This is a genomic window from Thermosipho affectus, assembly GCF_001990485.1.
Taxonomy (GTDB): domain Bacteria; phylum Thermotogota; class Thermotogae; order Thermotogales; family Fervidobacteriaceae; genus Thermosipho; species Thermosipho affectus.
On the sequence record NZ_LBFC01000024.1, the window covers coordinates 13,891 to 36,071 of the forward strand.

At 28.8% G+C, this 22,181-nt stretch carries 16 protein-coding genes and 1 CRISPR repeat array; of the genes, 9 read left to right on the forward strand and 7 right to left on the reverse strand.

Annotated elements, in window-relative coordinates; genetic code table 11:
- Positions 1-136: 136 nt before the first annotated feature.
- A CRISPR array of direct repeats spans positions 137-1,763; the repeat unit is 36 nt; unit sequence GTCCGAATAGTATTTCTCTCTGAAAGAGATGGAAAC.
- A gap of 105 nt (positions 1,764-1,868) precedes the next feature.
- From XJ44_RS09425 to XJ44_RS09035, 5 genes are all read left to right on the forward strand, one after another.
- The gene (locus XJ44_RS09425) at positions 1,869-2,048 is read left to right on the forward strand and encodes a DNA methyltransferase (RefSeq protein WP_332881327.1); all 180 of its coding nucleotides are present in this window, start codon (positions 1,869-1,871) and stop codon (positions 2,046-2,048) included.
- Between the two features lie 970 nt (positions 2,049-3,018).
- Complete coding sequence (locus tag XJ44_RS09020; RefSeq protein WP_077198808.1) at positions 3,019-6,987, forward strand: MG2 domain-containing protein; 3,969 nt, start codon at positions 3,019-3,021, stop codon at positions 6,985-6,987.
- A 10-nt stretch (positions 6,988-6,997) separates the two neighbouring features.
- Positions 6,998-7,399, forward strand: coding sequence for a hypothetical protein (locus XJ44_RS09025; protein WP_233119556.1), 402 nt, complete (start codon positions 6,998-7,000; stop codon positions 7,397-7,399).
- Positions 7,359-7,973 (forward strand): DUF1175 domain-containing protein, encoded by a 615-nt coding sequence (locus tag XJ44_RS09030; RefSeq protein ID WP_077198820.1) that lies wholly within the window; start codon positions 7,359-7,361, stop codon positions 7,971-7,973. Before XJ44_RS09025 ends, XJ44_RS09030 begins: the two co-directional genes overlap by 41 nt.
- A 587-nt stretch (positions 7,974-8,560) precedes the next feature.
- Complete coding sequence (locus tag XJ44_RS09035; protein WP_077198809.1) at positions 8,561-8,830, forward strand: thioredoxin family protein; 270 nt, start codon at positions 8,561-8,563, stop codon at positions 8,828-8,830.
- On the opposite strand, the gene XJ44_RS09040 is transcribed toward XJ44_RS09035, so the two are convergent.
- The gene (locus XJ44_RS09040) at positions 8,831-9,595 is read right to left on the reverse strand and encodes an SDR family NAD(P)-dependent oxidoreductase (protein ID WP_077198810.1); all 765 of its coding nucleotides are present in this window, start codon (positions 9,593-9,595) and stop codon (positions 8,831-8,833) included.
- 146 nt (positions 9,596-9,741) lie between these two features.
- On the opposite strand from XJ44_RS09040, the gene XJ44_RS09045 reads away from it, so the two are divergent.
- Both XJ44_RS09045 and pepV read left to right on the forward strand, forming a co-directional pair.
- Complete coding sequence (locus XJ44_RS09045) at positions 9,742-10,515, forward strand: sulfite exporter TauE/SafE family protein (protein WP_077198811.1); 774 nt, start codon at positions 9,742-9,744, stop codon at positions 10,513-10,515.
- Positions 10,516-10,581: 66 nt separating this feature from the next.
- Complete coding sequence (pepV, locus tag XJ44_RS09050; RefSeq protein WP_077198812.1) at positions 10,582-11,976, forward strand: dipeptidase PepV; 1,395 nt, start codon at positions 10,582-10,584, stop codon at positions 11,974-11,976.
- Between the two features lie 923 nt (positions 11,977-12,899).
- Here pepV and XJ44_RS09055 read toward each other — a convergent pair.
- The 6 genes from XJ44_RS09055 to XJ44_RS09080 form a co-directional block, all read right to left on the reverse strand.
- On the reverse strand, positions 12,900-13,352 hold the full coding sequence (locus XJ44_RS09055; protein WP_077198813.1) for an RNase H family protein: 453 nt from the start codon (positions 13,350-13,352) through the stop codon (positions 12,900-12,902).
- A 133-nt stretch (positions 13,353-13,485) separates the two neighbouring features.
- The gene (gene mggS, locus XJ44_RS09060; RefSeq protein WP_077198814.1) at positions 13,486-14,781 is read right to left on the reverse strand and encodes a mannosylglucosylglycerate synthase; all 1,296 of its coding nucleotides are present in this window, start codon (positions 14,779-14,781) and stop codon (positions 13,486-13,488) included.
- Entirely contained in the window at positions 14,781-15,878 is a 1,098-nt protein-coding gene (locus XJ44_RS09065; RefSeq protein WP_077198815.1) for an ABC transporter ATP-binding protein, read from the reverse strand. Before XJ44_RS09065 ends, mggS begins: the two co-directional genes overlap by 1 nt.
- Before the next feature lie 26 nt (positions 15,879-15,904).
- The gene (locus XJ44_RS09070) at positions 15,905-17,185 is read right to left on the reverse strand and encodes a carbohydrate ABC transporter permease (protein ID WP_077198816.1); all 1,281 of its coding nucleotides are present in this window, start codon (positions 17,183-17,185) and stop codon (positions 15,905-15,907) included.
- Position 17,186: 1 nt separating this feature from the next.
- A complete protein-coding gene (locus XJ44_RS09075; protein ID WP_075666647.1) occupies positions 17,187-18,056 on the reverse strand; it encodes a carbohydrate ABC transporter permease in 870 nt (289 codons plus the stop codon).
- A 57-nt stretch (positions 18,057-18,113) separates the two neighbouring features.
- On the reverse strand, positions 18,114-19,322 hold the full coding sequence (locus tag XJ44_RS09080; RefSeq protein WP_077198817.1) for an ABC transporter substrate-binding protein: 1,209 nt from the start codon (positions 19,320-19,322) through the stop codon (positions 18,114-18,116).
- Positions 19,323-19,513: 191 nt separating this feature from the next.
- Here XJ44_RS09080 and XJ44_RS09085 point away from each other — a divergent pair, with 191 nt between their 5' ends.
- Both XJ44_RS09085 and XJ44_RS09090 read left to right on the forward strand, forming a co-directional pair.
- Positions 19,514-20,206 (forward strand): hypothetical protein, encoded by a 693-nt coding sequence (locus XJ44_RS09085; protein ID WP_077198818.1) that lies wholly within the window; start codon positions 19,514-19,516, stop codon positions 20,204-20,206.
- Positions 20,207-20,537: 331 nt separating this feature from the next.
- Positions 20,538-21,746 (forward strand): MFS transporter, encoded by a 1,209-nt coding sequence (locus XJ44_RS09090; protein WP_077198819.1) that lies wholly within the window; start codon positions 20,538-20,540, stop codon positions 21,744-21,746.
- Positions 21,747-22,181 lie beyond the last annotated feature (435 nt).

Here is a 22,181-nt window from a genome sequence, read left to right on the forward strand (position 1 = left end):
TAGGTTTGGAACCTAGTATTTAAGAGGGTTTGTAGCAATTTTTTTTAAACAAAAATAAAGAAATGTTCTTTGAAAAGTTGGGTTCGGAAAAAAGCATTTACAAAGTATCATAAATAAACGCTTGAAATTCTTTAGAGTCCGAATAGTATTTCTCTCTGAAAGAGATGGAAACTGGGTCAACGACATTCTTTACGGGGACAAATAATGCCCCACAAGTCCGAATAGTATTTCTCTCTGAAAGAGATGGAAACACCACGCGTATCTCAGAAGCATACATGCTTCTGGATACGAAGTCCGAATAGTATTTCTCTCTGAAAGAGATGGAAACAACTACATTATCAAAAACCAATTTCATGTTGCATTCTAGTCCGAATAGTATTTCTCTCTGAAAGAGATGGAAACATCACAATTCCGTACAGTGGGAATTCAGTGGTGTAAATTAGTCCGAATAGTATTTCTCTCTGAAAGAGATGGAAACTTCAAGGCATTTGGACTTGCTAAAAATGGTTCGGTCGTTAGTCCGAATAGTATTTCTCTCTGAAAGAGATGGAAACTTGGACTCGCTTTTTTCTATAGCTTGACCAAGCTTTATCAGTCCGAATAGTATTTCTCTCTGAAAGAGATGGAAACAACTTGCGACGGGCGACATCTTTGTAATTTACACCACTGAATTCGTCCGAATAGTATTTCTCTCTGAAAGAGATGGAAACTCTTTTTAGACCTTCTAAGTCTCCTTGTTAGCATTTCTTGTCCGAATAGTATTTCTCTCTGAAAGAGATGGAAACAGTCCAGTTTCTGTTTAAAAGTATTTTAGCTAGCTTTGTTGGTCCGAATAGTATTTCTCTCTGAAAGAGATGGAAACTACCATTAGCTACTAGATCTTTTAGCTGACGTTTAGTGGTCCGAATAGTATTTCTCTCTGAAAGAGATGGAAACCAAATTACAAAGATGTCACCTACGGAGAGTTTGCTACCGGTCCGAATAGTATTTCTCTCTGAAAGAGATGGAAACTATGTTCAAGAACAAAGGCCCAGCCGGCCTTGTCGGGTTTGTCCGAATAGTATTTCTCTCTGAAAGAGATGGAAACTAATTTCTGGTGGTATATCTGAGATATCTGGGATATGTCCGAATAGTATTTCTCTCTGAAAGAGATGGAAACTAATTTCTGGTGGTATATCTGAGATATCTGGGATATGTCCGAATAGTATTTCTCTCTGAAAGAGATGGAAACTCATAGACTTTTCCTGTATCACCATTGAATCTAATGAAACGTCCGAATAGTATTTCTCTCTGAAAGAGATGGAAACTAAACAAGCTCGCTTGCAAGTGAATCTCCATTAGAAAACGGTCCGAATAGTATTTCTCTCTGAAAGAGATGGAAACTAAACAAGCTCGCTTGCAAGTGAATCTCCATTAGAAAACGGTCCGAATAGTATTTCTCTCTGAAAGAGATGGAAACAAGATGCCTTTCTTGGTAACGCTCTTGATCGCAGCAGAGTCCGAATAGTATTTCTCTCTGAAAGAGATGGAAACTTACTGCTATCAAACTTCAAAAATCCTATGCTTTCTAAAATGTCCGAATAGTATTTCTCTCTGAAAGAGATGGAAACAAAGTCTTTACTGCCGTTTGTATATTCTGTTTATCTTGTCCGAATAGTATTTCTCTCTGAAAGAGATGGAAACTCGTCCCAGTCCCACCCAGCAAGTTTCCTTGCCGGGGGAACCAGGTCCGAATAGTACTTCTCTCTGAAAGAGATGGAAACCGTTTAGGACTGCCTTGCCATCCGCACTCGAATTACGGAGGAAATTATGCACCGCAAATTCCGAGGAATGTTATTTTAAGATATTTTAAAGAGGGGGATTTTATCATCGATTTCATGATGGGAAGTGGTACGACTTTAATTGATGCGAAGTTGTTAAATAGAAGAGCAATTGAATATGATATAAATCCCGAAGCACTTAAAATCACAAAAGAAAATTTAAATTTTGATGGAATTTTTTTGTATAAACCTATTGTTGAGATAGTGGATGTAAAATTGAGAGTATAGATTTAATTATTACTCATCCACCATGTTTAAATATAACCAAACATTCAGATAGAAAAATAAAAGAAGATCGTTTCAATATTTCAAATGTAAAAAAGTTCTGCGAGGAATTTGAGAAAGGGATTAAAGAAGTTTATAGAGTACTTAAACCTAATAAATACTGTGCAATATTAATTGGCGATACAAGAAAAAAGTGCATTATATTCCTTTGTCGTATTATATAATGAAACTTTTTAAAAAAATGGTTTTGTATTGAAATAAGATATTATAAAAGCTCAACACAATTGCAAATCTACACCTTATTGGCAAAAACAAACTAAAAATATAATTTTTACCTGATTATGCACAAGCATTTATTTATTTTTAATTTCAATTTTAAACTCTTTAGCAAAATTCTAAAAAAATGAAAGAATTAAGCAATTGTCTAAAATATTATTAAAATATCCTGAAGTTGTCAATGTTTTTCCAATTCTCATTGCGGAGAGAGTTAAAATAACAAATTAGAAATTTTCGTTCCTGAAAATTGGAAATTCATCACTTTTGAATTCAAACCAGAAAAAGTTAATCCTGAAAATATACCAGATTGTATGAAATTTTGTAAAAGAGAAAGAATTATTGATTTATTTGATAAAATTAAAGATTTGTATGATTATCTCTTGGTGTAGAGGTAGGTATGGATACTAATGCTACAAAAAAATAGAAGTGGAGAATTTTTCGGAAAACTTTGTCAAAGAAAAATTGCGAAGCTAATAACTTTATTTTTCATTCCTTCTCCAATATTGTCATCCTGAGGAACAAAGCAACGAACGATATTTGATTAGATAGTATTAGAAAATGTTAGCGAGATTAGAAAATTGATAAGAAGATAAGATTCTTCAACGACTTAATTTACCTATATGTAATTTATTAGCAAATTTGTATTAAAAACAATTTAGTAAAATTAAAACATGTTTCCAAATCGGGGGGTAAAGCTTTGAAAAGAGCAATTCTAATATTAATGTTACTGTTAGGTATTCTTTCATTTTCAAGAGTATATTTTTTGACAAGCAATGTAGTAACTTATCCTAACAAAAAAGTATATTTTTCAACATATAATGAGGAAAATATAAAAGTCTTTGTCTTTTATAGCAAAATAAATAACAACATTCTAAACAATTTTGCATTTTCTAATACCTTTTCAACAATACTTGACTACACAATCAGGTTAGAAGAAAGTGGAACTTATCGAAAGCTTTATTCATTAGAACTACCTGGAGATCCCGGAGTATACCATGTTGTAGTTAATGGTTTGTCTTCAAAAGAATTATACAGAAAACTTTTTTATTTAACAAATTTGGAAGCTTTTGTCGCTTCTGATAAAGACACATTGTACTTTTCTATATTTGATTTGAAAAACAAAAAGTTTTTAGACAAGGTATATTACTATAGCAATTTTGAAAAGAAAACTTTAAATGGACCTATTTTTGAATATAATGCTATAGAAAGATACAAATCAAAATTCTTTTTCGTTGATAATAATGTAGTTCTTATTAGTAATTATGCTAACAAAAATACGTATTACCCATTATATAAAGCATTGGTAATAACAGACAAACCTATTTACAAACCAGGAGATTTGATACATTTCAGAGTTAACATTTTTAAAAAGGAAGGCAGCAAATACATTCCATATCCAAAAGATGCATTAGTTTCTTTAGAAGATCCATTTAACAATATCATTTATAAGGAAAATTTCACATCAGACGATTTGGGAGGATTCTCCTTTGACTATAGAACCTCTGAGGAAATAATTACTGGAAATTATACACTTATAATTTCTAACCTCAAAACTGAAGATGTTATTTCAGAGTATAACTTCATAATCCAAGATTATAAGAAACCTACATATACCGTTGAGTTAATACCATCCGCTACACAATTGGTTGCCGGTGATACCCTGACGGTTGAAATTAAGGTCAAATATTTAAATGGTGATCCTGTAAAAAATGCTCAGATAATATTTTATAGCTTTGAAAACTATTCCAGATTAATAAATAAGATGTCTTTAACTACCAATGAAAATGGAAAAGCAATATACAATGTATTGTTAAAAAATAGTGGAACATATAAAATACAAGCATTAATTACCGATGATAGTGGTTACCAAACAGAAAAAGTTACTTATGTTAATGTCAAATCAGATAACGTTGAAATTAAAAGTTCTATCGAAAATAATGCTTTAAAACTTTTCATTACCGATTTAAAAGGAAACCCTTTAAATGGTATAGCTATTCTCATAATTAACAATAAAAAACTTTACGTGGAAGTATACAATGGAAAAGCCACTATTACGCTTCCAGAAAATGTCTGGTCTTTAGATGTTTTATTTGGGAAAGAGGTAAAAACAATATATAGAAGATATAACATGAGCAAACAAGGAATAATAAGCTTAGATAAGAATACAGCTAAATTAGGTGAATATGTAAATATCGAGGTTAAGCCAAAAGATGACGTTGGAATTCTTGTTATTGGTTCTGATAATAAAATTTGGAAAATATTTTTAGTTGACAAAAGTAAAAACTTCAAATTCAAAATACCCGAAAATTTATTTGAAAATGATCTTTTTTTTGAATTTCGGGGTTTAAAATACTTAGATCATACAAAAGTAGAAATAAAATATGATAGAGTAAAAACTTTAAACATAAAAACAAATAAAAACATATACAAACCTGGTGAATTAATAAATGTAGAAATTAAAGATTCAAGAGAAAATTCTTTAAAAATAGTTGCTGTAGCAGATGAAGGACTATATCTTCTATCTAAACAATTCTCATTAACCGATTATTTGTATCCAAAATTAGATTTTCCGCTTTTTACAACATATCTTTCTTCAAAATACATATATTTTGATTCAATATCCAAATTAGAAAAGAACTTAATTAGTCATGTTTTTACTACCACTAAAGAATCCGAAGAGAGAAACATTAGAGACTATTTTTCAGAAACTGCGTACTGGAATCCATATCTTTTAAATACTACTTTTTCATTCAAATTACCAGATAATATTACAAAATGGAGAATAACCGTTTATGAAATTTCTAAAAGTTATGTAGCACAAGGATATACCGATATTGTTACAAATAAACCATTTGAAGTCAAAGTATTTTTGCCTGAATTTTTAACTGTTGGAGATAGGGTAAATGGAATTTTGTATATAAAAAATTACACGGGAAAAAGTGGGATAGTAAATATAAACCTTACAGCAAATGGGAAGATAATATTTAACGACAAAGAGTTGTTAATAGAAAAAGATTTGAAAATTCCATTTGCTTTAAACGCCACAAAAACAGAACTTATTGAACTAATAGCAGAAGCTGAAATGAACAACGAATATGATGGCGTTAAATTATATATTCCTGTAAAGTCAATAGATTTTGTAAAAAACTTAAGTTATATATATGTTATTAACAAAGAAACAACATTTAAAAAAACAGATAATATAAAGATAATCAGAAATTTAAAGGAATTAATTGAGCCTTCTATTAAAGCACTAATACATTTTCCATATGGATGTGTGGAGCAGACAATGAGTTCATTCTATCCTGCTATAATTGCCAAGGGTTTAATAGAATATTCCAATTTAGATAATATAATTTTGAAAGGTTTACATAGACTTTTGAAATTTCAACATTTAGATGGCGGATGGGGTTGGTGGTCTTGGGATAAAAGTGACATTTTTATGACCTCTTACATATTAGAAGGATTTTATTATGCAAAAAAGAATGGATATTATATCCCACAAAGCGTTATAGATGAAGCAATCAAATATCTTAAAAGTCAATCAATAAATGGTTATTCTGCATTTGTTCTAAAACTATATGGAGAAAATGTAGAATTTGAACCAGAAAGTATCATAGATTTTGTGTTCACAAATCCTGAAAAAATCAAAGAAATTGCTATAAAAGATAAGGATTTTGCATACGTAAAAGGTGAAAAATTCTATTCTACAATTTATCTAACGGCTCAATCTATTAGAACATTAGTAACAAATAATAAATATCCTGATTTGATAAAAAAGATGGTTAACTACCTTTTAAACTCAAAAAAAGGACCGTTTTGGTATTCTACGAAAGATACAGCAGTTTCTATATTAGCAATATTAGAAAGTAACGTTCTTAGCGATTTTAAAAGCACATTACAGATCAAAGAAACTGAAGATTCTAAAATTGTAAGTGGAAAAGGCATTATTGAAGTTAAAACAAAAAAGATATTGTCGAATCAGAATATAAATAATGGTATAAACTTGAAAACAAATTTATTTAAAAGATATGAAACTCTGTTTGAAGACGAATACGTTGATACTTTTCTTCCGCTAAACACAAAATTTGTTCCCGTTAGTATTAAAAACTCAACTACTACTACTCAACATTCCAAAATCCCAGATGAAATTGTAGAGATAATAAAAGATGGAACACCAATATACTTTGAAAACAATACACTTATCATTGAAGGACCATTCAAATTCATAGGAAATGAGGAATATTATAAAAAAGGTATATATGAAATAACATTCAAAGAAAATAAAGACTTTTCTATACATAAAAATGACGTTTTAAAAACTGAAATTGATATTGAAGGAAATGGCGAATATTTGATCGTTGAAGAATATCTCCCGTCTTGTGCACAAGTAATAAAAGACTATGTTGAAAAGACTCCGTATTATAATTCGAAATATTTTTATAACTGGTACAAAGATAAAAAAAGAATTTGGTATAGCTATATAGATATTAAAAAGGATAAAATAGTTTTCTTTATTAGAAGGCTAAGACCTGGTAAATTAGTATACTATTGGAGGGTAAGATTTGACGGGAAGTTCTATAAGAAGCCAACATATGTGTATAACATGTATTACGAAGATACTTTTGCTATTAGTTCTGTTGTTTCCTTTAACACTGAAAAGTGAAATAATACCTGTGAATATTGAAAATTTTGAACTTTCAAATTACGTTTGGAATAATTTATTAAAATTTCTCAACAATGCAAGTCTAACTATTCCTGCAACCCCCGTGATTGTATATCAAACAAACAATTTGGAAGAATTTTACCAATTAACAAATAAACCCTATCATGTAGGAGGCGTTTATAAAGATTTTATAATAATTCTACAACCAATAAATATTTTAAAGAAAAAAGGTGTTTATGATAGAGTTTTACTACATGAATTACTACACTGGATTTTATATGGTTTGAATGAAAAATATCAAGAAGGACTAATTTACTGGTGGATGGGAGAATATGACAAAAAAGAAGTTGATTATTTTCTTTCAGATTTTAATGGTGACTTACCCAGTTTTATCCTCAATCACTGGCATTAATTATCCAAAAAATCTGATGTTGAATGCACAAGATTCAATTAATTTTAGGGCATGGTTTGTAGCCATTGCACTTGATAACATAGTAAAGGAGCATCCAACATTTAAAACAAAAGACTGCTCTGGCTTTATTTTTTATTGTTTAAAAGAAGCCTTAAAAAAACATGATAAGTCATGGTTTAGTAAGACGGGTTATGGAGGTCCAATATTTGAAGATGTAAAAAAATATAACTATCCCAACACACCATATGGTATAAATATTTTTTCAAATGGTGATAAATTAGTTTCATACGTTAATGCGTATAATCTTATAACATATAATACAGATTTTATTTCATATGATAGATTCCACGCAAAACCTGGTGATTTAGTGTTTTTTCTTCATCCTCAAGATCCAGAATATCCTTTTCATGTAATGATATATACAGGCAAAGGTTATGTATACCATACAGGTCCTGATGGTCAGCTAAGATATGTATCTTATGAAAATCTCATGCTAACAGATATAGCATGGAGACCTATAAAACTTAATCCAAATTTTTTAGGATACTATAGGCTGAAATTTCTTTCAGATTAAATAAAATCTTAAAGATGACAATCCTTCTAATCTTTCCAACCTATCCAGTTTATTTTATATCCGCTGTTTAAATTTATGATTTATCACTGATTTTTTATATGCAATATAATGTACCTTATATTGCATATAAGAAATACAAAAAAATACTCATTTATATTTGTTCAACAATAAATATATCATACACCTAAAAATTAATATAATTAAAACAAAATACACATTTAAATATAAAATGTACAATCCATATGAAAAGTTATGTATGACTAAAAAATTTGCAAAAAAACACATAAAAATTGATCAAGAAAGTACACAGCTACTACAAGAAATTAATTTTTGAAATTCTAACCTTTCCTATCTTAATCCAATAGCTATATTATCCTTTTTGTTTGTTCAACACTATTATATATCATCCAAAAAAATAAAAAACAATTTTTTCTATTTTTGATTACACTTAAAGTTACGAATATTTTCAAAAGTGTATACCAACACTTTATGTTCCACCACGACAAATTTTTACTGAAAGTTAATTGAATAATTAACAAGAAATGATAAAATAACGGTAGTTAAAAAACCGACTAAGGAGGTATAATATGAAAATATATTATTTTAAAAATGATAAATGTTCTGTTTGTAGTGCAATCTTGCCTAAAGTAGAAAAAATTGCAAAAGAATATAAACTTAACTTTGAAATAATTGATGTGATTAAAAATCCTGAATTTGCTGGTCAACATCTTGTTCTAACTGTTCCTACTGTGTTAATAACAGACAATGAACAAGAGCTAACCAGATTTGCCAGAAATTTCAGTATTTCTGATATAACATCATTCATTGACAGATATTTAGAATTTACAAAAAGTTAATCAAAAAAGCTTTTCTAATATCTTTGCTAAAAATTTATCAGATACTATTCCTCTTACAAGTGAATATAATAATTTATTAGAAGTTCCTGGTATATAAAGAGGTTTATTTTTTTCATATGCATTAATTGCACCTTTAACAACGAATTTAGTGCTCATTAATTTTTTTTGATTTTTCATGTTGGCTCTTTCAAAAAATCTTGTTTTTGTTTTTCCTGGAGCAAGGCACATTACATGCACATTATTTTTTCTCATTTCTGCCCAAAGTGATAAACTAAAGTTGTATACGTACGCTTTTGTAGCCCCGTATACTGCGAAATGTGGTATTGGAAAGAAAGCAGCTACGGATGCAACATTGATTATTCCGCCATTTTTTCTTTTTGAAAATTTTTCAGCGTAATAACGGGAAAGATAAGTGAGTGTTGAGATATTAACTAATATCATTTTTTCGTATATTTCTTGATTTGCATTTGTAAAATTACCATACCAACCAAATCCAGCATTATTAATCAAGTGCGTTACATTGAAATTTTGTAATTTTTCTATAAGTTTATGTAGGTCCTTGCTTAGATCAAATGAAAAAGTAAGTGAGTCAATTTTTTTGTTTATTTTTCTTGTTTTTTCTGAAACTTTTTTTAATCTTTCAGAATCTCTTCCAATTAAGATTAGATTTACTCCTTTATTTGCAAGTTGATAAGCAAATTCTTCACCTAGTCCAGAAGAACCTCCTGTAATTAAAACCCATTCTCCAGATTGAAACTTTGGCATATAATCACCTCTTTATTTATTCTTACATACATTATATCAAATATTTTGGAGTGTTGTTATGTGAACATTTGATATTAGTGGTATAATCTTTTTTAGTATGTTATTGATTTTGTTCTGTTTTCTTTGAAAAACTTTCGAAAAGGGGGATGATTTATTTGGAATTTACGATTAACGAGTTGATAACGTTGTTTTCATTGCTTTTTTTAGCAGGTTTTGTGGATTCAATTGCTGGAGGTGGCGGTCTAATATCACTCCCTGCTTATTTGTTTTTAGGATTACCTAGTCATAATGCACTTGCAACGAATAAATTATCTTCGAGTATTGGAACAACTTTTAGTACATTGAGGTATGCAAAGGGTAAATTTATAGTTTTTGAAGTTGCGCTTTTTTCTGTTATTTTTACGTTTGCTGGATCGTTCATTGGTGCCAACTTAGCTTTGCTAGTTTCTGAAAATAAATTAAAAATTGTTATTTCCATTTTAATAGTAATGGCTGCTTTTTTGATGCTTTTTCGAACTAAAGCTAAAAGACTTAGGCAAGGAGTGAGTCTTTCAAAAATTAAAAGAGTATTAATCTCAAGTTTGATAGGTTTTTTGGTTGGTATGTATGATGGATTCTTTGGTCCGGGTACTGGTACTTTTCTCATCATATTATATGTTAATTTTTTGTTTTTTGAACCAGTTGAAGCTTCTGGAACTTCTAAAATTGTTAATCTTGCATCTAATATTAGTGCATTATTTGCATTTATTTTAGAACACAAAGTTGTTTATTCCATAGGTTTACCAGCAGCGTTTTTTGGAATTTTGGGTAATTGGTTGGGCTCAGGGTTGGCAATTAAAAAGGGAGAGCGTATTATCAGACCAGTTATTATTATTGTTTTATTTTTGTTATTCATAAAGATTTTAAAAGATATTGTTTAATGAAATAAAACGGCTAAAGAAGTATTTTAGCTGTTTAAATTATTATTTATTAAGGAGGCATTTAAAATGAATATTGGAATTGAAAGGAAAATTGATGAATTAGTTGACAAGTATTTTGATAAAATTCTTGAATCATTAAAGAAAATAATAAAAATAAAATCAGTTATGGAAACAAAAAAAGATAACATGCCATTTGGGAAAGGTCCAGCTAGAGCGCTTTCTGAAACACTCAAAATTTGTAAAGAACTTGGTTTTGAAACTCTGAATGTAGATAATTATGCTGGTCATGTGACATATGGAAGTACAGGAAAATTATATGGAGTATTGTGTCATTTAGATGTTGTACCAGAAGGGGATATAAAAAAATGGGAATCTGATCCGTATGAATTGACGATAAAAGATGGAAAAATGTATGGAAGAGGTGTTTCAGATGATAAAGGGCCAAGTATAGGTGCTTTATATGCATTAAAAATAGTATCTGAAATTGTTGAAAGACCTAAAAATACAATAAGGATAATTTTTGGGACTAATGAAGAAAATGGTTCAAAATGTTTAAAATATTATTTTCAAAAAGAACCATATCCATATGCTGCAGTTACTCCAGATGGTGCCTTTCCACTTATATTTGCAGAAAAAGGAAATGCAACATATGAACTTTCAATTTCTTTAAATACAGATTATCATACAAAATTATTAAAACTTGAAGCAGGAACCGCCGTTAATGTAGTTCCAGAAATTTGTAAAGCTGTAATTGAAACTGAAAAGGTAAAGGAAATAGAATATATATTGCAAAATCATAAAAGTAAATGTGGATTTGAATACAAAATAAACGAGAACAAAATCGAAATCAAATTTATTGGAAAATCAGCCCATGGTTCTACGCCAGAGCTTGGAATAAATGCAGCAACATGTATGTTAGAGTTACTTACGAGAATTGACTTTGGCCCTGTTAATCAGATCATTGAAACCTTATATGAAAAACTTGGTAAAGATATAAATGGAAGAGGATTGGATATCTATGGTGAAGATAAAGTAAGTGGAAAATTAACATGCAATCTTGGAATTTTAAAACTTCAAGATAATTTATTAAGGGCATTTATAAACATTAGATATCCAATATTTTTTAATGTAGATATGATTACAAGACAGATAAATGAAGCAATGAAGGGGTTTGAAATTGAAAGAAGAAGTCATAGTACTCCTTTATACGTTTCAAGAGATAGCGAACTTGTCAAATTACTATTGAAAGTATATAGAGATGTTACAAAAGATGAAAGTGCACCAGTAGCAATTGGAGGAGGAACATATGCACGAGCGGTACCATATGGTGTGGCATTTGGAGCAACTTTTCCCGGGGAAAATACTAAAATGCATCAACCAAATGAGAATTGGTCCCTTGATTCTTTCAAAAAATTTGTAAGAATATATGCTAGATTGATGTATAGGTGGTTAACAGAGTGAAAAAGTAATTGTTGGAATTATAAATCTACCTTAACTTATAAAAAATGGTGTGTGGACGTGCACACCATTTTTTATTGCAGTAATTAAATAACAAAATTCTATAGAAACTATCAATTGTACGGCGATTTCGAGGATTTTATTAGCATTTAACAAGTTCATTAGTTCAACCTTTGGATTGAAAAATTGTTCTATCTAAAAAGTAGATATAATACCATCAAAAAAATTAGTAGTATATCAAATAAAGAATAAAGCTTAAATTTTTGTAAGTTGATATTAAAAGTATTTTTGTTTGAAATGATTAGTTTCACGAATCACCGTTTATTTTCAAAAATAAGACCACTTTCAAAGATACAGATGGTAAATTTATATATCGAATGCATTGAAAAGACCTTAAAATCGAATTTAAAAATTAACGTCCGAAAATGGCTTGAATAAAGGGTTTTTGATGCATTGTTTAATATTTTCGAGAAATTTTTAGGACCATTTTCTTATAATGCAATATAAGAATGATTATATTGCATAATGGCAAAATACCTTAAATACATCTTACTTAAAAAATTATGATATGAAATTGTGGTAAATGTAGTGTTGTACATTATGAGCATGGCTATGGATGCATAGTAGATACTTTGGAATAAGAAAAACACAAATTTTGAAATTCTTATTTGTCAAGATGCGGGTTGGATAGACAAATTAAGTATAGGAATCTGTAGAGTTGTTTCTTATTTAACAAAAACTCAATTGTGCACTTATAAAAACTGTAAAATTGCATTTTCCTTTTCGTGCAATTGCAGATAATATCTTATTATTTTTTTTTGAACTTCCAAAAATCAGGAAATATTCAAAACTCTTTAGAAATAATCTTGAAATATTGTATTTCCAGTATTGAAAAAATAATTCTAGAAGTCGGATTTATAACTATCTTAATTTTTTTTCAATTGACCTTTTAGAATTTTGGGTAGTTCTTTTTCTATATAATTTCTTAAGTTCTCTCTTGACAACTTGTCAACTAAGTTATTGAATTTATCATTAGTATGTGCTTTTACTTTTTTGAAAGATACATCTATTTGATTTTTCAATTTTATTAACTCTTTAATATAATTATTTACTATGTGATTTTTTGTTCTCCTATACGAGGAAGCAAACATTGGAATTTCGTTATAATCGTGTACAATTGTAACTTGTGAAATTCCTTTCAATTTGCAATACTTCAACGCCATTACTACACCTAATAGTTCGCTAACAACAGAATTTCCTTTTTTTATTCTCTTTGCTTTTTTTCTTACATCAATAATTTCTCCATCTTTTACTACACAAAATGCACAACTTGCAACTTGATATGTATTTGAATATGAACCATCTACATAGATTGTCATATTTAACCTCCTTGCAATTTTAGATAAAAATGATAGAGTTCATAAAAAATTATACCACTTTTAAATAAAAAGTTAAACAAAATAACAAAGCCCAGGATATACCTAGGCTTTGTTATTTTGTTTTGAATGATTTTCATATAATTTTTTCTAGTATCTGTTTTAAAGTTTCAAGGCTATAGAATTTTTTAGCTATGTTAAAATTTTCATTTACAATCTTTTCATATTTTTCCTTATTAAATATAATTTCAAATAAACTTTCTGCAGCTTTTTGAATGATGGTTTCTTTTATTTGAACAAGACCTTCTTTTTGAGTATATATATTTCCTAAACTTATGTACTTAATTCCCGAATTTTTAATATCTTTTTCAAAAACTTCATATTCAAATAGTACTATTGGTTTTTTTATGATAATTGCTTCTAAAAGTTGATTCCCCCATCCTTCTAAAATTGATGGGTAAGTTATTGCATCTGCTATGTTGTATAGTTCCCAAAATGAAAATACATTATTTTCAACATTTGGATAAAGATCAACGGTTCTAATTCCATGTTTGAAGGCTTTATCTAATAATTTATATTTATAATTTTCACTTTCACACATTCCTGAAAATGCTAAAATAATATTTCCGTCAAAAGTCTTTCCATTGTATAATTTTTTTCCATAATAATTTTTTGAAATTTTTGACATATAATGTACTAAATCAATTGAAAGTTCTATTGCTTTTCTTTCAGTAATCCTTGTTGCTTGCAATAATACAATGGAATTTTGAGATATATTATATTTTTCCCTTATTAAAATATTTAATTTTTCATCTTTTGTTGGTGGTTCTTCAAAATCCATAACATTTGGGACTATTGTTGAATTAACTCCTTTCTTTAAATATAAAACTTCTTTTGCCAATGAATTAATCACGACGTGTTTAATATTAGTACCAATTGGCGGACAAAATTTTTCTAATAGATATTTAATCTTTTTGTCTTGATAATTTAAAAAATATTCTCTTTCCCACCAAAAATCATGATGGTGACCTATAAATGTCTTTTCCTTGTGAATTTTTGAAAATTTCTGAAAAGCTATTGCTGCAGGTAAAAAAGCACCAATTGACCAAATATTATTTAGGATTATAATTTCATGCATTGAAAGTTTATTTTCAAGATCATTATATATCTTTTCGGATTCCTCGAAAATTAAATTGATTACTTCTTCTATAGAAAAATCTTCTAACTTTTCGAAACAGTTTTTATTAATCATTTTATATGTTGGATTTTCAAAACCTATAGAGGGAATTAATATGTCTACCCCACTTTTGTTATTACCGGCTACAATATCTACATCATGTCCCATTCTGAGTAAAACTTTTTTCCATTTTTCCATTTCTAAAGATACACCATCCATCAAACCAGCTCTGTAATGAACTAGTGCAATTTTCATTAAATATCCTCCAATCTTTCTTCAGTATCAATATCAAAAAGCATTAATCTTTCATGATCAAGTGAAACGTTTATAATTTCATCTGCAGAATATTTTGGAAATGCAGGAGCAACTATTTTAACGATTTGTTCGCCAAGTTCAACAGCAATTATTTGATGTGATCCTTGAGGTTCAACTACAAGAATTTTTTCTTTAAAGATAGCTTCATCATTATTATTTGTAATCAGAAGGTTTTCAGGCCTTATACCAACAATTATTTCATCTTTGTTATATTTTTCAAGAGATTTTTTGACTTTTTCGGAAATTTTTATATCAATATATTCATTTTTTAAATGAATCTCATCACTGCTTCTAATAACATTCATTTTAAAGAAGTTTGTTGGTGGAGTACCAATAAATCCTGCGACAAAAGTATTTGCACAGTTGAAATATACTTCATCAGGTGTACCTACTTGTACAATTCTTCCATCTTTCATAATTACGATTCTATCTGCCATAGACATGGCCTCAGATTGGTCATGTGTGACAAAAATTGTTGTAGCACCTGTTTTATGATGTATAGCTTTCAATTCGGTTCTCATTTTAACTCTTAATTTGGCATCGAGGTTTGACAATGGTTCATCCATCAAAAAAATTTTAGGTTTAACAGCCAAAGCTCTTGCTAATGCTACACGCTGCCTTTGTCCACCTGAAAGTTGGGAAGGATACCTTTTTAAAAGTTCTTCAATTTTAACCATTTTTGAAACTTCTTCAACTGTTTTATCGATAAATTTGGAAGGCATTTTTCTAAGTTTTAAAGGAAATGCAATATTATCATATACTGTCATATGTGGCCATACTGCATAGCTTTGAAAAACCATGCTAACTTCTCTTTTTCTTGGTTCGAGATATGTTACATCTTTTCCATCAATTATAACTTTTCCTTCAGTAACTTCTTCAAGACCAGCAATCATCCTTAAAGTTGTTGTTTTACCACAACCGGATGGGCCAAGAAAAACTACAAATTCTCCATTATTGACCTTTAAGTTTACATTTTTTGCCCCCCAGACTTTTTTTCCATATCTTTTTGATAAATTTATCAATTCTAAAGTTGCCATATTTCACCTCTCCTTTTTTATTGTGTTTAAACCTTTACTCCTCCCCACATTTGTAAGATATATTTTCTAATTATAAGTGTAAAAACAACAGCCGGAAGGGCAAGGGAAACACCACCTGCTGCTGTTAAATTAATCAGACCTTTTGCACCAACTAATGTTTGATAAACAACCACTGGAAATGTAGGATTAAACTGGGTTAATACAATGGCTTGTGCAGTTTCTGACCAGCTACCAATAAATGCATACATAGCACTTGCTGCAAGTCCTGGAAGTGCTAGAGGTAATGTTACTTTAAAGAAAGCTCCAAATCTAGTTGTACCAAAGATCATTGCTGCCTCTTCAAGTTCAGTAGAAATTCCCATAAATATGCTTGCGGTAATCCATATAGTCATTCCTATTTGACCTACAGAATATACAAGAGATAGTCCTATAGGTTTATCATAAAATCCCATATTTATTAATATAATAACCATTGGCATTGCAATCGAAATACCAGGAAACATTCTTACAAATAGAACACTTAGTTTTAATAAGTTTTTTCCCTTAAAGCTATATCTTGCAAAAGCATATCCTGCCATACCACCAATAGTTAAAGAAATTAAAACTGTAAGTAATGATACTTGAATACTTCTAAATAATGCTGGGAGCGCATTGCTAGTTACTTTAAAGAAATTTATATAATTATCAAACAGATTTTTAGAAACCGTAAATTTTATAGAACCAATTTTTTCTAGTTCTGTTTTTAGTTTACTGATTTCCAACTCATATTCTCGTTTTTTTATTTCAATACTATTTATGCTTTGATTTAATTCTTCTATTAACGAAGACATATTGAACTCTTTTGCTTTCTTTAATTGAGATTTATACTTAACTAGGTTTACTGTTAATTTATTTAATTTTGTTTTTAGATCATTTATCCTGCTTCTGAGATCTTTTATTTTAATACCATTAATTTTCATTAGTTTTTTTAACGTTTCAACATTTTTCTCAAATACTTCTCTTTTTATATTTGAATTTGTCTTATTTCTTACAAATTTTTGTAATTCTTCAAAACTACTTGTTTCAATAACCGTTGAAAACTCTTTTTTAGATTTGCTAAAAACAGAAATTAAATATTTTCCATTAACAATTTCTAATTTAAATTTGTTGACAAAAGATGGAATCATCTGTGTTGGCCAATCATACGCTTCTTGATCGGACATTAGCGATATAGATACTAAAAAATATATAGGAGTTAAAATTACGAGTACAATTCCAGCGATGATTATGTAAAATAAAGTTTGTTTTGCAATTTTATTTAATTTCATGTTAGAGTTCCTCCTTTTTAAAGGCACCGGAAATTTTCAGGTATATGATTGAAACCACTGAAACGATTGCTGCTACAATTACAGAATAAGCAAGAGCTACTCTGTAAAATCCTATTAATTGTTCTTCGTAAAAGACAACTTCTTCAAGTAAAACTGGTATTCTCCTATATCCATATATCATTACTATTATTAACCATACTTGAATTGCTGAGATTATTCTCAAAATTAACGCAGTTTGAATACTTGACTTCAACATTGGAAGAGTTATTTTTCTTAAAACTGTAAATTTGGTACCTCCAAAAATGTAACCAGCTTCTATTGAATCTTTGGGTAATCCCTGCAACCCTGCAAGAAGTATAACCATCATAAACGGTATAACTTGCCACGCGTCTATTAATATTATTAACATTAATGATTGAAAATCATTTCCTGCTAAGAAAGCAAATTTCCCACTTTCTGAAATGATACCTAAATGGTACAATAAACTGTTAACCCAACCATAAGTTGCAAATCCACTTGACCACATCGCACCAACTGCAACTGCAGGTAGGGCCATTGGAATTAAAGCAATTGAGAGAAGAATTTGTGCACCTTTAAATTTTTTATTAATTATCAAAGCTAATCCCAACGAAATTAAAAATTCAATAGTTACAGAAATAAGAACAAAAATAGATGTATTAATTAATGCCTGCTTAAAGTAAGGATCTTTAAATATTGTTATGTAATTATTTAAAGTAAATATGTTACTTTCATCGAAAAAACTATAATATACAGATGAAATAACAGGCCTAAGCCAAAATACAATATAGTAAATCAAAGTAGGAGCAATTAAAATATAAGGAATCCATTTTTTTGTAATTGTTTTTTGCAAGTTAAATCACCTCACAATTAAAACCAGGGGGCAAAAGCCCCCAAGAGATTAGTTATTTCATTTTCTTTGTGCATCTATTTTTATTTGATATAATTCGAGCATGTCAATGTCTAATTTTTTCTCTTCTAATATCATTTTTTTGAATAATTCATCATAGACCAATTTTACTTGTCCCCAATCTTTCCAAATTGGAGCAATATATGATAGTACTCCTTGGTTCATAACTTTTATAGCATTCTTTATTACTAAATCTTGATCCTCATCTCCAAGATATTTTACAGCTTCATCAACTGGTGGTATAAATCCACCTGTTCCTTTGTGAGATTTAACCATAATATCTGGTCTTGTCATATATTCAAGAAATTTTAATGCAAGATCAAAATTCTTTGTTCCTTTTACGATAGCAAGTCCACTTGTTCCAGCAACTGAACCAATGCCTGCCGGTCCTTTTGGGGCAGGAGCAATTATAAATTGAGTAGGATTATTTTTGTATACTTCTCCTACTCTTGCACAATGAGCTACTGTCATCCAAGTTTCTTCTCTTTTCATTGGTGGTCTTGTATCATCATAAGTTTTTACTGCTGGTGAAAAAGCATTTTTCATTTTGTATATTAAGTACCATGCGGCAACGGATCCAGGATTATCTAGATTGGGCCAATGTGCACCATAAGAGAGGGCGATCGCACCAATTTGATAAATAAGTGATTTCATTGGAACACCTGTAACGGCAAATTTTCCTTCTCCTTCGCCTTCCGCAACCAAATTAGCCCATTCTGCTAGTTGTTCCCAAGTAATATTTTGGAGCTCAACATAATCTGGTTTGTATTTTAATGCCTTTTTGTTAATTAATGTAAGATAAACATCCGCACCAATTGGTAGAAAATATCTTTTTCCATCGAATACTGTCATTGAATCGAAACCTTTTGAAAAATGTCTATCATTCCATTTGGAAACATATGGCGTTAAATCAACTACTAAATCATTTTTAACCCATTCAGGCATTTTTGTTGCATAAGCTATAACAACATCTGTTGTAACTTTTCCAGTTTCCTTTTGAATTTTTACTTGTTTTAACATCGTTTCATCATCCATTGTTTGGAAAATAACTTTTACTCCATACATTTGCTCGAATGGTTTGATAATTTCATTGATAATGAATTCTTTTTCTGTTGGTGGAGTCCATAATCTTGAACTAACAACAAGTGTTGTTTCAGAAAATGCAAAAATTATCAAAGTTGTTAACAACAAAACAAATATCTTTCTCATGTTTTTCACCTCCCATTTAGATTTGTAAATGATGAAAAATATTGTATAATAATTGTAAGCGCTTTCAAAGAATGACATATAGATAATAACACAAACGTATCAGAAAAATTAAATACAGTTAGCATTAAATAGATTAATCTAATGAAAATTATTAGCAATGAAATAAAATAATCTTATTGGGAGGCTTTAAAATGGATTATAATGATTATAAAAAAGAGTTAATAAATTATAGACAGATAACGAATTTTAATTTATTAAAGAGTTGGAATCCAAAAGATGAATTGTACAAAAAAGTCAACAAGGATGGAAATTATGCAGATTTTAAAGGTGATACAATAATTTTCTTTTTAAAAGAAAATGAGAAAAGGTTTATTAAAGAAATCCAAAAAAAACTTTATGAAAACTTGGGAAAAATTCTAGCAAATGCTTTGAACAAAGAATTTTTTCATATAACTTTGCATGACTTGTGCAATTTGAATATTACAAATAATGTCGAAAGGTGTATTAGAAACAATAAATCTATGATTAAAGGAATTTTTCAGGAGATCAAAGATTTTTCTCCAATAAAATTGGATTCAATTGGTTTATATAACGGAGGATCTGCAATAGGAGTAATGTTTGTACCAAACTCAAAAGAAGATTTTATAAAAATTTTTGAATTAAGAAGAAAATTTGATAAATTAATACCGCAAAATAGTTTATATATTCCACATGTTACGTTAGGCTATTATTTACCAAAAGAATATTCAAAAAAAGATAGAAAAGAAATATTTGATTATATCCAAAATACTAAAATTAATTTCTCGATTGAATTAACTTATGAACTCCTTAAATATACCATATTTCGTAATATGAATAGTTATATCCCGGTTTATCCTATCTGAATTAACTATGTGTTTTCTAGCCTCTCAAACAATTCGCACAACAAATTACCTGTTGTATTCAAAAATAAGATGGTTATAATGTTGAAATATATAATATAGCATATAAACAAAAATATAAAACCCTTAAATTAGATAAAGTGGTTATAAAGGATTTTATTGAGGTGGCAAAGATATATTTGTGACTTTTTCTCGATTGATGCAATATAATAACTATTATATTGCATATATTTTGAGTATCTTATATAGTTAATCAAAAATATATTTTTATATTTTTATGATATAATCATTGTTAAAGTAAAATTAGTAAAATCTAAATAAAAGGAGGATATTCATGACCAATGAAAATAGAAATTTCACGGCATTTATATGGCATGCTATTTTTTTGGCTTTTGCCAGTTCATTTATTGAAATTAATACAGTAATTCCTTCGCTAATCTTAAAAGCAGGTGGTTCTGAAGTAATTATTGGATTAATCACCGCTATAAGTATTGGAATTCCTCTTTTAGCTCAATTATTATTTGCAAGTATTTTGGTTACAAAACCTCGAAAAAAGCCATATTTACTCTTGGGAATTTATCTTCGAATATTTTCTTTAGCAATGATTTCGTTTATATTATTTACAAATCTTCCCCCAAAGTCTATAATAATTTTTACAATAATTGGTTTAACTATTTTTTCATTTAGTGGAATTTTTGCAGGAATTAGTTATACTGATTTATTAGGAAAATCAATTTTAAGAAAAAATCTTAAAAAGTTTATGGGTACTAGACAAATTCTTAGAAGTATTTTTGCATTGTTTGGAGCTTTAACTGCAAGGGTGGTTATAAATAAATATAATTATCCTTTTAATTATTCTGTAATGTTTTTCATTGCATCATTTTCTTTGTTTATGGCGTCAATTGGTTTTTTAGTAATTAATGAGAAAAAAGTAAATTATGTGAAAAAAATTCCATCGTTTTTATCTGTGTTAAAAAGTATACCTACAATACTAACTAAAGACAAGAACTTGCTAAATTATATTATTTTTAGTAACCTTACGGGGTTTGGTTTGATTATAATCCCATTTTATATGTCTCTTGCAAAACATTCGTTTTCTTTGAATAATCAAATAATTGGAAATTATCTTTTTTCGCAAATGTTTGGTGTAGTTTTGGCGAGCTTTTTTTGGAAGAAAATTTTGCATAATGAAGGATACAAGAGGGTTTTAAAATATTGTGTAGTTTTTGGAAGTTTTTTACCAATACTGTCATTAATTTCTAGTAAGATATCTCCATTACTGTTTTCATTAGTATTTGTTTTTTCAGGAATTACTTTAAGTGCAAGGCAGATGTCTTTTGAAGGAGTTTTAATTGAAATAAGTAGTGAAGAAAACAGGGCATTGTATGTTGGTATTTCTGGTGCTTTAAATATTGTAACAGCAATACTTCCACTGTTAATCGGGGTAGTAATAAAGTATGTTGGATTTACTTTTGTGTTTATATTTGTATCGGTTATATTATTATTTAGCTTAAAATGTTTAAAAAATTTGGATATTAAATGAAAAACTTGGAAGTATTTGCACCGAATCCGAAAAATGAAACAATAAAGAAGTATCATCTAAGGGAAGAGTAAAAGTTTTATGTTTTCCTAAATTAAGAAAAGAAGTCATTAACCTTTACTTTAAATAGATACTTTCAAAAAGAACCATTGTCTTTCTTTTGGGGATTAATCAAAGAAGGAAACATTAAAAAAAGAAATAGAAATGTTAAAAACACTATATAAAAGATTAAGTATTTCAAGACAAAGATAAGTAATTTATAGAAAAAATTAAATAAATATCAAATACAATGGTAATTACGGATATTGTCGCATAATGATTGTAATAGAACAAAGAAGTATACAAATTAAAAAATCGAGAACAATTTAAAGCATGTCAAAAAAGAAAATATCTCAAAACAATAGTCTTTTAAAAAGTTTCTTTAGTTATTTTGAAGAA